The following is a 632-nucleotide window of genomic DNA, read 5'->3' on the forward strand; positions in this document are numbered from 1 at the left end:
TTTGTGCTCGACGGGTGGTTGCGGCCGGTGCCGGCTGGGGTGGTTGGTGAGTTGTATGTGGCTGGTGCCGGGGTGGGGGTCGGGTATTGGCGGCGTCCTGGGTTGTCGGCGTCGCGGTTTGTGGCTTGCCCGTTCGGCGAGCCGGGTATGCGGATGTATCGCACCGGGGATCTGGTGTATTGGGGTTTTGATGGGCAGCTGCGGTATGTGGGCCGCGCTGATGAGCAGGTCAAGATCCGCGGGTATCGGATCGAGCTGGGCGAGATTCAGGCCGCGCTGGGCGGCGTTGATGGTGTGGTGCAGGCGGCGGTCGTTGCTCGTGCCGATGGTGCTGGTGATACCCGGCTGGTTGGTTATGTGACCGGCACCGTTGATCCGGCCGCGGTGCGCGCTGCGGTGGCTGAGCGGTTGCCGGGCTACATGGTCCCGGCCGCGGTGGTGGTGCTCGAATCGCTGCCGTTGACGGTCAACGGCAAACTCGATACCCGCGCGCTGCCCGCCCCGGACTATCGCAACGCCGATAACTATCGCCCGCCGAGCACCGCGGTCGAAGAGATCCTGGCCGGTATCTACGCCCAAGTCCTGGGGCTGTCCCGGGTCGGGGTCGACGACTCCTTCTTCGACCTAGGCGG

At 66.6% G+C, this 632-nt stretch carries 1 protein-coding gene; it reads left to right on the top strand.

Annotation, left to right across the window (positions count from 1 at the left end; genetic code table 11):
- The coding region (locus BST14_RS28220) for an AMP-binding enzyme (protein ID WP_142279685.1) at positions 1 to 632 on the top strand (632 nt) is incomplete at both ends.

The organism is Mycobacterium arosiense ATCC BAA-1401 = DSM 45069, from assembly GCF_002086125.1.
Taxonomy (GTDB): Bacteria; Actinomycetota; Actinomycetes; order Mycobacteriales; family Mycobacteriaceae; genus Mycobacterium; species Mycobacterium arosiense.